Here is a 12,467-nt window from a genome sequence, read left to right as displayed (position 1 = left end):
ATGATTACTATAAAAAATATCCAAAAAACCTTTGGAGAAAATCATATCCTAAAAGGCATTGACCTAACCATTGATAAAGGTCAAGTAGTGGTTATCTTAGGACCATCAGGCTCTGGCAAAACCACATTTTTACGCTGTTTAAATGGGCTTGAAATGCCTGATGGCGGCACAATGCACTTTGATGATGACTCACTTACTATCAATTTTGCAAAACCCATCAAAAAAGACATTCGCCTAAAACTGCAACGCAAATCCGGCATGGTTTTTCAATCCTACAATTTATTTCCCCATAAAACTGCTTTAGAAAACTTAACACTTGCCCCCATAATTGCCCAAAATCGCCCTAAAGCACAGGTCATCGATGAAGCTAAGAAGCTACTAACTCAGGTGGGTTTGACTGATAAGATGGACTTATACCCTTATCAATTATCAGGTGGGCAACAACAGCGAGTGGGCATTGCACGAGCTTTAGCAATTAAGCCTGAATTATTGCTGTTTGATGAGCCAACATCAGCACTTGACCCAGAGCTTGTGCAAGATGTGCTTGCCACCATGAAACAGCTTGCCAATGACGGCTGGACCATGGTTGTGGTAACGCATGAAATCAATTTTGCTCGTGATGTGGCGGATAAAGTTGTTTTAATGGATGACGGCATTGTGGTAGAAGAAGGCACACCAGAACAGCTTTTTTATCATTCAACACACCCAAGAGTTCGTCAATTCTTACAAAAGATACACCACTGACCTAGGCACACCATCAATAAAAAACCGCAGATTAAAATGAATTGCGGTTTTTTAAGTCCCTAAATACCAAGCCCAATCACAACAGTCCTCAATGAGTATTTATACTTAACCGACCTTTAGGTATTTACAATATCTCGCCATACAGACCATCACAAATCTACTACCAAAAACTTACTTTCAACAAAATATCATCAGCTTACTCAGTGTGGCTTAAACATTAAAAAAGAGCCCATAAAAGGCTCTTTTTTTAGATAATTATTTAGAAAAATAATTATTCATCATCTTCATCAGCAACTGGTGCATCTTCAGATAAAATGGTTACCAAGATTTCAGCAGAAATATCGTGGTGAAGCTGGATAGTAACTTTGTACTCACCTACTTGACGGAATGGACCTTCAGGTAGTTTTACTTCAACACGGTCAACTTCTAGACCTGATTTGGTTAGTGCATCTGCGATATCACGAGTACCAATAGAACCAAATAGCTTGCCTTCATCACCAGATTTAGCACGCATGATGACATTAACATCGGCAAGTGCATCAGCACGCTTTTGAGCTTCTTGTAGCTCTTTGGCTTCTTGTGCCTCTAGCTCAGCACGACGAGCTTCAAACTTAGCAATGTTTGCTTCGTTTGCAGGCAAAGCCTTGCCTTGTGGAATTAGATAGTTACGACCGTAACCAGCTTTTACATCAACAGTCTCGCCAAGTTTACCAAGATTAACGACACGCTGTAATAGAATAACTTGCATGATTTCTCTCCGTTAATTACTTGTGGTTGTCGGTGTATGGCAATAGAGCCAAATAGCGAGCTTGTTTAATAGCAACAGCCAATTGGCGTTGATATTTATTAGAAGTACCAGTGATACGGCTAGGGACGATTTTGCCATTTTCGCTGATGTATTGCTTTAGAAGTTCTACATCTTTGTAATCAATGTGGCTAATGCCTTCAGCGGTAAAACGGCAGAATTTGCGACGACGATAGAAACGTGCCATGAGTTATCTCCTTAAAATTATTCGCTGTCAGCTTCGCTCTCAACTTCTTGAGTGCGAACATCGTTACGGCGGTTGGCTTTTCGGGTGCGTTTATCTTCAGCTTCTTTTGCCAAAGGAGATTGCTCAGTAATCGCACTTTCACGACGGATAACTAGGCTACGAATGATTGCATCATTGTATTTGAATAGCTCTTCTAGCTGAGCTAGGGTTGCTTCGTTACATTCGATGTTCAAAAGTACATAGTGTGCTTTGTGAATTTTGTTGATTGGATATGCCAATTGACGGCGACCCCAGTCTTCTAAACGGTGGTTAGCACCGCCATTTTCTTCTACAATAGAACGGTATTTAGTTACCATATCGGCAACTTGGTTGCTTTGGTCTGGGTGTACCAGTAGCACCACTTCATAATGTCTCATATGGACTCCCTACGGATTAAAACAGCCACCATCTGATGATGGTAGCAAGGAGATGTGAAATTAGGTAAAATCACAAGCGGTATATTATACACAGATTTTTTTAGAATTCAAGCCAACAATCACTATTATAACAAAAATAAAAAAGTTAAAGATGATGCTCTTGCAACTGGCGTTTTTGCTCTTGGATATGGGCAAATTCCTCTGCTTTGGCGGTATTACCCTCAATCACACTACGCAACATCTGCCAAATCGATCCAATAACCAAAAATACCGCAAATGTCGCCAAAATCGGCAGGCAATCACCAACAATACCAGCAAAATCTTTCATGAGCAAAGAGTGGAATAATCTGATGACAGCAGGTGCAATCGCCCCAGAATCTCCAGTGGCAGCACTTGGTGCAAATAATACCGCCGCTACAAATACCCAACTAACCCCACGCACTGAAATCGGCAAAATACGCACAACCACAAGCCAAAGTAGCAACACCAATATAGAAGCACCGATATAGACCATCAATGGCAACTGCTGATCGGGAATATCCGAGACCAGATTCGACCACCAAACTATCAAGCCTGCCAACCTCTCACTGATGGCATCTAAGGGTAGATTTTTAATCCATTCCATAATGTATCTAATTTTACTAAGATTGATGTATTTTAGCACACATCTAGCAATGCTACTAAAATTTATTGGGTTAATTCGCTAAGAATGATAAAACACCAAACGACCAATAGTCTTGTCAATCATTATAAGGTTTATTGGTAGTCTGATTTAATCATATTGCTTATCTTGCAATGCCTTAGCTTTAGCCATGGCTTGTGTCGCCAAAATGTCCGCAGGTGGCGGTTGGACATAATAGCCCTGCTCGGCAAGTTTTGCTTTAACCTCACAAATATCCACCCTTGCCAACTTATCACGAGCATTTAAATCTAAATGCATGACAAACGAACCAAGTCCTAATTTTTGGCGAATTTCAGATGGTAAAATACCTAGCCAATCTCTTAGCTCATCGGTGTCATTGGGATAATCTGGTCGGGCGATATAAACATACCAATCTTCATTTTTTGCAAATTTATACACATCACAATGCATATCATCTCCTCTTATCAACTTAAAATTTCTCAATAATTGGCATTTATTTTGTAAAATTTAAAAATTTCTCTTGTAAATTGTAGCATTATTTTTCATAATAAGGGCGTAATTTTTCAGGAGAGATTGGTTTTAACTGTTATTTGATCAAGCCATATTTTTGATCAATTTAAAACCAACACCGAAGGCGTAAACCACTCCCATAATCGCTCAGGTAAATGGACTGAAAAATTTAGATAAATCACAGCTTTATCAAAAAAATCTGGAGAATGGTACATAGGAATTAGTACCTACCGAAGGGAAGAAAATCTTTAAATCTCAATGAATCAATATCATTGGTTTGATGATTGAAAATCTCAGGTAACAGGACAGATGGGGTGCTTAAAATAGTTAAAATATTAGCTTCACGATGGGTAAATCAATGCTCTTGCTATGGTGTAATCTAAATTTAACGCAATGATTTTGAAACAATGATTTTTTAAATGATTATTTTTCAGGCACTTTTTAAGGAAATACAGATGTCTCTACAACGCACCCCCCTATTTCATGCCCACACCGCCCACAATGGCAAATTAGTGGATTTTGGTGGTTGGGAATTACCCGTCAATTATGGCTCTCAAATCGAAGAACACAACGCTGTACGAACAGATGCGGGCATGTTTGATGTCTCGCATATGTTGGTTACCGATGTAGCAGGCGACAACGCAAAAGCATTTTTTCAAAAATTAATTGCCAATGATGTTGCCAAACTTTCCTTTGTTGGCAAGGCCTTGTATTCAGGCATGCTAAACGAACAAGGTGGCGTAATTGATGACTTAATTGTCTATCGCACAAGCGAGGACGAAACCACCTATCGCATTGTATCTAATGGTGCTACTCGTGAAAAAGATTCGGCACACTTTAATAAGGTGGGTGCTGAATTTGGCGTTACCATCACCCCCCGCTACGAACTGGCAATGCTTGCCGTGCAAGGCCCAAAAGCAATAGAAAAATTAGTTGCCACCAAGCCTGAATGGGCGGATAAAGTAACCGCTCTAAAACCATTCGTTGGGGTGGATTTGGGTGGTGATTGGTTTGTCGCTCGTACAGGTTATACAGGCGAAGACGGCGTTGAGATTATCATGCCTGCCGATCAATCGGTAGAGTTTTTTAATGACCTAGTAAAAGCTGGCGTTGCTCCATGTGGACTTGGGGCAAGAGACACTTTGCGTATGGAAGCAGGCATGAATCTATACGGTAATGATATGACCGATGAAGTCAGCCCATTGGAAGCAGGCATGGCATGGACGGTGGATTTAAAAGACGAAAACCGTGATTTTATTGGCAAAACAGCACTAGTCAAACTAAAAGCCGATGGTGTAAAAGCCAAACAAGTGGGCTTATTACTAGAAGAAAAAGGCGTCATGCGTTCAGGAATGACCGTCATTACCGATAAAGGTGAAGGCATTACCACCAGTGGCGTATTTAGCCCAAGTCTCAATCAATCCATCGCCATCGCTCGTGTACCTGCTGATTTTGATGGCACGCACGCCAAAATTATCATGCGTGGCAAAGAGTTTGGCGTACGAGTATTAAAACTACCCTTTGTTAGAAATGGCAAAAAACAGTTTGATTGACTGCATCTCTAAACAATAAAAAATGATGGCATCGCTAATATAAGTTTGTCAAGCACAGAATATGATAGAAAATGATTATCTATGTGGTTCAATACTTAACATTCTTAATGATTATGATGTCATCAACATCGCTTATTCATTAAATAGCAACACCTAATTAGGAGTTTTCATGAGTCATATTCCAAACAAATCAAGATCAGCCAGCCACAAAAGGTTATGCTCAAAAGCAATCCAAGAGATGACGCTAGCAAAGTCTGTGCAAGCAACGGGTAATCTTTTTTAAAAAAGGCCTGAGTGTGAAAATATGTATTATGGCAACAGCTTTGCTATTAGCGGGTTGTGGTGCTAAAGATACTTGCCTAGATTATGGTGGACACTATAATGATGCTACAGGAAAATGTGAAAAATAAGCAACCAATCACCCTATTATAATTTTTTAACCTTAACTAGGAGAGCTTTTATGAGCAATACCCCAAGTGATTTAAAATATACAGGTAATCTTTTTAAAAAAGGCCTGAGTGTGAAAATATGTATTATGGCAACAGCTTTGCTATTAGCGGGTTGTGGTGCTAAAGATACTTGCCTAGATTATGGTGGACACTATAATGATGCTACAGGAAAATGTGAAAAATAAGCAACCAATCACCCTATTATAATTTTTTAACCTTAACTAGGAGAGCTTTTATGAGCAATACCCCAAGTGATTTAAAATATGTTGCCAGTCACGAATGGCTAAAACTTGAAGATGACGGTATCATCACTGTTGGCATTACCGACCACGCCCAAGATTTGCTTGGCGATGTGGTATTTGTAGAATTACCAGAAGTTGGTCGCACCGTCTCGGCTGACGAAGAGATTGCCGTTGTTGAATCTGTTAAAGCGGCAAGTGATGTTTACGCTCCTATTAGCGGTGAAATCGTTGAGATTAACGATGAGCTTGTGGACAGCCCAGAGCTTGCTAATGAAGACCCGTATGGTAAAGCATGGTTCTTTAAAATCAAACCTGCCAATCCTGCCGATTATGACAGCCTAATGAGTGCAGACGAGTACGAGAGCAGTCTATAAGAAAAATAGCGTAAGTTCAATTTGAGCTTACGCTATTGGCTTTACAGCTTGCAAATATGTGTATTTACTGTTTTCACACCCAAAATTGGTGCATAGCATGATTAAAATTACAATTCACAAGATTTAATTAACCATACTTACCACCTTATTACATTGATAATAAATTTAATTAAAAATTGCATTTTTAAATACCATTTTTAATTAAATTTTAACCAACCTTAACCAAATAAGGACATATCATGGCTTTTAACAACTTTTCCGAACTTTTTTACGAAAATGCCTTTGTGCATCGTCATCTGGGCAATGATAAATCCGCCACTGACGCAATGCTAGCCAAAGTCGGTGCAAGTGATTTGGATAGTTTTGTGGACTCTGTTGTGCCACAATCGGTGCGTTTAGGTAAAGCTCTTGATTTGCCAGTGGCAATGAGTGAACACAACGCCCTTGCCAAACTTCGTGCAATGGCAGACGACATTGTGGTTGCCAAAAGCTACATCGGTCAGGGCTACTCACCTACTCGCTTACCTGCGGTTATTCAAAGAAATGTACTAGAAAATCCTGGTTGGTACACTGCCTACACCCCCTATCAAGCCGAAATCGCTCAAGGTCGCCTAGAGGCTTTATTAAACTTCCAGCAAGTATGTATTGACTTAACAGGTATGGATTTGGCAGGGGCAAGTTTGCTTGATGAAGCCACAGCTGCCGCTGAGGCAATGGCTATGGCGAATCGTTGTAGCAAGTCCAAATCAAAGCAATTTTTTGTAGATGCGCGCACTTATCCACAAACACTTGATGTCATCAATACTCGTGCCAAATATTTTGGCTTTGAGGTGGTGGTTGGCGATTTTGAAGTTGCTAAGACGGGCGATTTTTTTGGAGCGTACTTCCAATATGTTGGCAAAGACGGTGATGTAGCTGATTTGACCGACATCATCAAAACCGTCAAAGATAACGGTGCTTACGCCATCGTGGCTGCCGATATCATGAGCCTTGTACTACTCAAATCACCTGCTGATATGGGAGCTGATATTGCTCTAGGTAGTACTCAGCGTTTTGGCATTCCGATGGGCTTTGGTGGTCCACACGCTGCCTATTTTGCCTTTAAAGACAAAGACAAACGCTCTGCCCCTGGTCGTATTATTGGCGTATCAAAAGATGCACAAGGCAACACCGCCCTACGCATGGCACTACAAACTCGTGAACAGCATATCCGCCGTGAAAAAGCCAACTCAAACATCTGCACAAGCCAAGTGCTACTTGCCAATCTAGCAGGTATGTATGCTGTGTATCACGGAGCGACAGGTTTGCAGCGTATCGCCAGTCGTATTCATGCGTTGGCAGTGGCATTTTATAATGCGGTTAAAAGCCAATTTACGCCTGTTAGCGATGTGTTTTTTGATACCATCATCATCAAAACTGACAAAGCAAGCGAGCTTGTCAAAACAGCAAAATCAAAAGGCTACAATCTTTTTCATAAAGATGATCTAGTAGGTGTATCTTTTCATGAGTTGACCGATGAAGCAGAATTTGCTGAATTATGTGAGATTTTTGGGGTAACTGGTAATCTTGATAAGGTAGAAAATGTGCTTGGTGCATTAAACCGCACAGATGACATTCTCACACACCCAACCTTTAACAGCTATCACACTGAACATCAGATGCTGCGTTATTTAAAATCGCTAGAAGATAAAGACTTGGCAATGAACCGCTCAATGATTTCTCTTGGTTCTTGTACAATGAAATTAAATGCTACTAGCGAGATGTTGCCGATTACTTGGAATGAATTTGCCAATGTTCACCCATTCGCCCCACAGGACGACACCAAAGGCTATGTGGCGATGATTGATAGCCTGCAAACACAGTTAAAGGCGATTACCGGCTTTGATGAAATTTCAATGCAGCCCAATTCTGGGGCGTCTGGCGAGTATGCAGGACTTTTGGCGATTCGCCGTTACCACCAAAGCTTGGGTCAAAACGACCGTAATATCTGCCTAATTCCCCGTTCAGCACACGGAACCAACCCTGCTACTGCCCAAATGATGGGCATGCAAGTGGTCGTGGTTGCAACCGATGATAATGGCAATGTGGACTTTGATGACTTGGTCGCCAAATGCGAACAACATAGCGATAAGCTAGGGGCATTAATGATTACCTATCCGTCCACACACGGTGTATTTGAAGAAGGTATTCGTGATATCTGCGACTTGATTCATCAGCATGGCGGTCAAGTGTACATGGACGGTGCTAATATGAACGCCCAAGTGGCACTCATGCGTCCTGCTGATGTCGGTGCTGATGTGCTACACATGAATCTACACAAGACCTTTTGCATTCCGCACGGCGGTGGCGGTCCTGGCATGGGACCGATTGGGCTAAAATCACACCTTGCACCATTTATCCCAAGTCACAGCATAAACCCTGTGTTTAACGCCCAAAATGGTCAATCGGCTGTGTCAGCTGCCCCTTATGGCTCGGCAAGCATCCTTCCTATTTCATGGATGTATATCACAATGATGGGGCGTGATGGACTGCTTGCTGCCACCAAGCAAGCCCTATTGAACGCCAACTATATCGCCCAGAGCCTCAAAGATGACTACCCCGTACTTTATACAGGCAAAAATGGACGGGTGGCACACGAGTGCATTATTGATATTCGCCCATTAAAAGCAGAGACTGGCATCACCGAAACCGATATCGCCAAGCGTTTGATGGATTATGGTTTTCATGCACCAACCATGAGCTTTCCTGTGGCAGGCACACTGATGATTGAGCCAACCGAATCTGAGAGCAAAGATGAGCTTGACCGCTTTATTAGTGCATTAAAGCAAATCAAGCAAGAAGCCTTAAAAGTGAAAGCAGGTGCTGATGGTTGGACAGCCGATAACAATCCGTTGATCAATGCACCACACACCCAAGATGTCATCGTAGGCGATTGGGACAGACCATATAGCCGTGAAGTGGGAGCATTCCCATTGCCATATGTCAAGGCTCACAAGTTCTGGCCAACCGTTGGTCGTGTGGACGATGTCTATGGCGATAAGAACTTAATTTGCTCTTGCCCTTCTATTGATAATTATGAAGATTGATGGGTGATATTGCTTAGCAATACTCACAAAATACCGCTCTATTGAGCGGTATTTTTATTCTTATTACCATGCAGACTTTTTATTTTAATGTCCACGCCTGCCAAACATCGCCAGTATAAGCTATGGTAATGACATCATCGCCCATGTCAATACATTCAAAACGATAACAACCCATCTTATCATGAAAAATCTCGCCTTGATGCCTATTGATAAATTTAGCATTTAGTTCTCTTAAGGCTAGGCGGATACCTATGCCATTTGCTTTTATCACTGCTTCTTTAATCGTCCAGAGCCGAAACCATAGTCGCACATCACAGTCATTCTCTTGCCAATACCGATATTCATCAGCATGAAAATACCGTCTTGCCAACTGCTCAAAATTAGCCTGACGGCACACACTCTCAACATCCACGCCAAGCTCAGCAACACTCAACGACCACGCTAGTACATAGGCAGTATCATGGTGCGACTGATTAAATACCAAATGATTATTAGTAATAATCGGCTTACCATTTATTTGTTTGTCATAATTGGGCGTAGGCAATCCATGCCGACCACAAAACTGGCTTAATATCTGATGGCGAGATTGACGCAAGTCTGCTTTTGATGGCATCGTCTGCCTGATGCCTTGGTTGTTTACGCCATTGACTAAAATCTGATGATGTAGATAAATCATGATATTATGCCCATTCACACATTGACTAATCAACCATCAAATTACTGGATATCCAAGCAAATTTCAAGGATTTTCTTGCAATCTTTGCGTTGATGATGGCAGATGTGCCTATTTTCACACTAAGATAAGCCATGTTATAATAATCTTTTTATCTAGCATATCGCCATGACAACCAAACCCACAAAGAAACCCACTTCCAAAGCCATCAGCCAAGCAAAATCTGGCTCACAAAAAGACAAATTATCCATCGCTAAAACTGCTGATACGCCTGCATCTCGTCCGATGAATGAAGAAAAACGCTTGGCATTTTTTCAAAAACTCTCTGAACACATCAAAGAGCCAGTTACCGAGCTTAATTATAGCAACGAATTTGAGCTACTCATCGCCGTCATGCTCTCAGCCCAGTCAACCGATAAAGGCGTCAATATCGCCACAGGCAAACTATTTCCGGTCGCCAACACTCCGCAGGCGATACTGCAATTAGGGCTAGACGGTTTAAAATCGTATATCAATAGCATCGGATTATACAACTCCAAAGCCGCCAATATCATCAAAACCTGTCAAGACCTAATCAATAAGCATGATGGACAAGTACCACATACCAGAGCTGAACTTGAAGCGTTGGCAGGGGTTGGTAGAAAAACAGCCAATGTCGTCTTAAACACCGCCTTTGGTCAGCCTGTCATGGCAGTTGATACGCACATCTTCCGAGTGGGTAATCGCACAGGGCTTGCCACAGGCAAAACTGTACTTGCTGTAGAAAAAGCCCTAATGAAACGCATTCCGAATCGATTTCTTGTGGATGCTCACCACTATCTCATATTGCATGGACGATACACTTGCATGGCAAGAAGCCCAAAATGTGGTTCATGTGTCGTATTTGATGAATGTATGTTTAAAGATAAGGATAAATGGGCAGACTTAGGATAAATCATAAATTAAAATCCGTGCTTGATATTGCCTGTTAGACTGATATATCCGTATAAGTACGATAGCTAAACTTGTTATTTTTTTTCATGTATATTACCCCAAATTTTTAATGACAATTTGGTGGTTTTGCCTTATAATTTGCCAAATTCTTGGCCAAAGCCATCAATCCACTTGAGAATCACTGACTCACACCATCATTCTCAAAAAAACCACTGGAGTATCCCACTAAAAACCCGTCTCGCCTAAAAAACAGACTTGTTGTCTTACTCTTTAAAAATTGTTCACACTCAATCGTGTCTTTTTTCCTTAGGTCAGATTGCACCATGTTAGCGACTGATCGGCAATTTTTGGAGGATTTCCTTTGAATACACCCATCTCCACCTCTACTGCTACCAAGCCTGTAACTTTAAGTCGCAATTTAGGCATTTGGCATGTCATCATCATCGGTCTATCATACATTCAACCCACCACTCTTTTTGATACTTTCGGTATGGTTTCAAAAGCCAGTCATCAGCACACACCCATGTCCTATGTCTTAGCACTCATTGCCATTTTGCTAACCTCGCTCAGTTATGGACAGATGATTCGTGCCTACCCATCATCAGGCTCTGCCTATACTTACGCCCAAAAAGCGATTCACCCTACGGTAGGCTTCATGGTTGGCTGGTCTAGCTGGCTAGATTACCTGCTTATGCCAATGGTCAATATCGTATTAGCAGTCATTTATTTTAGTGCGTTATTTCCTGAGGTAAACACTTGGTTTTGGGTGGTGGCATTCACCTCCATCATGACAATCGTCAATCTACTTGGAGCAAAAATCGTAGCGTACTTTAATAGTTGGATTGTTGCAGGTCAATTGCTCATCATTGCCTTTTTTACCTACCTAGTCTATACCAAACTTAGCCAAGGGCTAAATGCCGATGGCGTGATTGACGCCGCTCATGCTTACCAGTTATGGAGTTTGACACCATTTTTTAATGCCACTACCGAGATTATGCCACTCATCGCTGGGGCAACCATCTTGTGTTTTTCTTTTACAGGTTTTGACTCTCTATCCACACTGGCTGAAGAAACCAAAGATGCAAAAAACAAACTACCAAAAGCGATTTTTTTAACCTCGCTCATCACGGGTCTTATTTTTATCGTCAGTACTTACTTCATTCAGCTTTATTTTTCAGGCAATCCAAGTACATACTTCACCCAAATTGACGAGACTCAGCCCGAAATTTTATTACTCGTGGGTGGTTCGCTGTTTCAATCCATTGTCTTGACTTTTGGCATCATAACCGTTGTCGCCTCAGGTATTTCAGCTCATGCAGGCGTCTCACGATTGATGTATGTGATGGGTCGTGATGGTGTGATTAGTCGCCGTGTCTTTGGTTATATTCATCCAAAATTACGCACACCTGTCTTTAATATCTTAATTGCAGGTTTGGTGGCATTAATGGGTGGTTTTGTGGATTTGGATTTTGTGGTACATTTGATCAGCTTTGGGGCACTGACGGCATTTAGTTTTGTCAATCTGTCTGTCATTTTTGAATACGCTCTCAAAAACCGCAGATTGCACAGTCCCAAACAAGTCTTTTTAAATCTCATCGTGCCAACGCTTGGCTTTATCACCATCTTTATTATGTGGCTTAATGTCGAAAACACCTCGCTATACGCTGGGCTATCTTGGGGCTTATTGGGATTTGTCTATCTTTTATGGTTGACCAAAGGTTTTTCAAAGCCCATACCCACCCATCAAGAGTAACTCTTAAAATAAAAAATCGGACAACTAGGTCCGATTTTTTTATACTACTAACCACTCATCTTTTTGAGTACAGACAGTTTATTCAAGTATTAAAAACAC

13 protein-coding genes and 2 riboswitches are annotated in these 12,467 nt (G+C 41.4%); of the genes, 7 read left to right on the top strand and 6 right to left on the bottom strand.

All coding sequences use genetic code 11. The features are described 5' to 3' along the window. A complete protein-coding gene (locus ACERC6_RS01825) occupies window positions 1-744 on the top strand; it encodes an amino acid ABC transporter ATP-binding protein (RefSeq protein WP_373627529.1) in 744 nt (247 codons plus the stop codon). A 271-nt stretch (window positions 745-1,015) separates the two neighbouring features. Here the strand turns inward: ACERC6_RS01825 and rplI are convergent, their stop codons facing one another. The 5 genes from rplI to ACERC6_RS01800 form a co-directional block, all read right to left on the bottom strand. Continuing rightward, window positions 1,016-1,492 (bottom strand): 50S ribosomal protein L9, encoded by a 477-nt coding sequence (gene rplI, locus ACERC6_RS01820; RefSeq protein ID WP_277809231.1) that lies wholly within the window; start codon window positions 1,490-1,492, stop codon window positions 1,016-1,018. A 16-nt stretch (window positions 1,493-1,508) separates the two neighbouring features. Next, window positions 1,509-1,736, bottom strand: a complete 228-nt coding sequence (gene rpsR / locus ACERC6_RS01815; RefSeq protein WP_076556033.1) for a 30S ribosomal protein S18 — start codon at window positions 1,734-1,736, stop codon at window positions 1,509-1,511. A gap of 17 nt (window positions 1,737-1,753) precedes the next feature. After that, window positions 1,754-2,152, bottom strand: a complete 399-nt coding sequence (gene rpsF, locus ACERC6_RS01810) for a 30S ribosomal protein S6 (protein WP_373627528.1) — start codon at window positions 2,150-2,152, stop codon at window positions 1,754-1,756. Window positions 2,153-2,297: 145 nt separating this feature from the next. Continuing rightward, window positions 2,298-2,777 (bottom strand): hypothetical protein, encoded by a 480-nt coding sequence (locus tag ACERC6_RS01805; protein ID WP_373627527.1) that lies wholly within the window; start codon window positions 2,775-2,777, stop codon window positions 2,298-2,300. A gap of 147 nt (window positions 2,778-2,924) precedes the next feature. Continuing rightward, window positions 2,925-3,245: a YcgL domain-containing protein gene (locus ACERC6_RS01800; protein ID WP_284674255.1), complete on the bottom strand. Its 321-nt coding sequence runs from the start codon at window positions 3,243-3,245 to the stop codon at window positions 2,925-2,927. Window positions 3,246-3,349: 104 nt separating this feature from the next. Then, window positions 3,350-3,478, top strand: a riboswitch (glycine riboswitch). A gap of 16 nt (window positions 3,479-3,494) precedes the next feature. Then, window positions 3,495-3,624, top strand: a riboswitch (glycine riboswitch). A 136-nt stretch (window positions 3,625-3,760) separates the two neighbouring features. On the opposite strand from ACERC6_RS01800, the gene gcvT reads away from it, so the two are divergent. The 4 genes from gcvT to gcvP all read left to right on the top strand — a co-directional run bounded on the left by gcvT (window position 3,761) and on the right by gcvP (window position 9,009). Further along, on the top strand, window positions 3,761-4,858 hold the full coding sequence (gene gcvT, locus ACERC6_RS01795) for a glycine cleavage system aminomethyltransferase GcvT (protein WP_373627525.1): 1,098 nt from the start codon (window positions 3,761-3,763) through the stop codon (window positions 4,856-4,858). 460 nt (window positions 4,859-5,318) lie between these two features. Beyond that, window positions 5,319-5,492, top strand: a complete 174-nt coding sequence (locus tag ACERC6_RS01790) for a hypothetical protein (protein ID WP_373627523.1) — start codon at window positions 5,319-5,321, stop codon at window positions 5,490-5,492. Between the two features lie 50 nt (window positions 5,493-5,542). After that, window positions 5,543-5,923 carry a glycine cleavage system protein GcvH gene (gene gcvH, locus ACERC6_RS01785; protein ID WP_373627521.1) on the top strand — a complete coding sequence of 127 codons (381 nt, stop codon included), beginning with the start codon at window positions 5,543-5,545 and terminating at the stop codon, window positions 5,921-5,923. A gap of 239 nt (window positions 5,924-6,162) precedes the next feature. Next, entirely contained in the window at window positions 6,163-9,009 is a 2,847-nt protein-coding gene (gcvP, locus tag ACERC6_RS01780) for an aminomethyl-transferring glycine dehydrogenase (RefSeq protein WP_373627519.1), read from the top strand. A gap of 79 nt (window positions 9,010-9,088) precedes the next feature. On the opposite strand, the gene ACERC6_RS01775 is transcribed toward gcvP, so the two are convergent. Continuing rightward, complete coding sequence (locus tag ACERC6_RS01775; RefSeq protein WP_373627518.1) at window positions 9,089-9,685, bottom strand: 4'-phosphopantetheinyl transferase superfamily protein; 597 nt, start codon at window positions 9,683-9,685, stop codon at window positions 9,089-9,091. A gap of 282 nt (window positions 9,686-9,967) precedes the next feature. Between ACERC6_RS01775 and nth the strand changes: the two genes are divergently transcribed. Then, on the top strand, window positions 9,968-10,615 hold the full coding sequence (nth, locus tag ACERC6_RS01770) for an endonuclease III (RefSeq protein ID WP_284674570.1): 648 nt from the start codon (window positions 9,968-9,970) through the stop codon (window positions 10,613-10,615). 373 nt (window positions 10,616-10,988) lie between these two features. Continuing rightward, window positions 10,989-12,368, top strand: a complete 1,380-nt coding sequence (locus ACERC6_RS01765; protein WP_284674569.1) for an APC family permease — start codon at window positions 10,989-10,991, stop codon at window positions 12,366-12,368. The last annotated feature ends 99 nt before the right edge of the window (window positions 12,369-12,467 follow it).

This window comes from Moraxella sp. E33BD (assembly GCF_041807865.1).
GTDB lineage: Bacteria > Pseudomonadota > Gammaproteobacteria > Pseudomonadales > Moraxellaceae > Moraxella > Moraxella haemolytica.
This window is presented reverse-complemented; position numbering and strand designations above follow the sequence as displayed.